Source organism: Patiriisocius sp. 208BN25-11 (assembly GCF_058147145.1).
The window spans coordinates 1-256 of sequence record NZ_JBYVJY010000087.1 but is presented as its reverse complement, the minus strand read 5'-3'; the positions used below and the strand labels follow the sequence as shown (position 1 = coordinate 256).

Sequence of the window (256 nt, the reverse complement as noted above, 5' to 3'; positions counted from 1 at the left end):
AGAAGGGGTGTTAAAAGATTTCTTTATAGGGAGAAATGATTTCGAATATTTTAAAAGAGTAGGTAAACAAGGCAATTGGGCAAACAGATTGCGATTAGCATACGCCTCTGAAAGAGATACGCCCTTTGCACCTTTTGCGTTGGACAATCCATTAAATATTCGTGGCGTAGGAAATACCATAGATCGCGGAACAGCGGCAATTGTTTTAAATACAGAATACAGCCATACCTTGCTAGAAAAAGGTTGGTTTGTAATA

Annotated in this window: 1 pseudogene; it reads left to right on the top strand. The window is 38.3% G+C overall.

Annotated elements, in window-relative coordinates:
- Positions 1 to 256, top strand: a pseudogene (locus tag ACY2RS_RS15675) (outer membrane protein assembly factor); the annotation flags it as partial.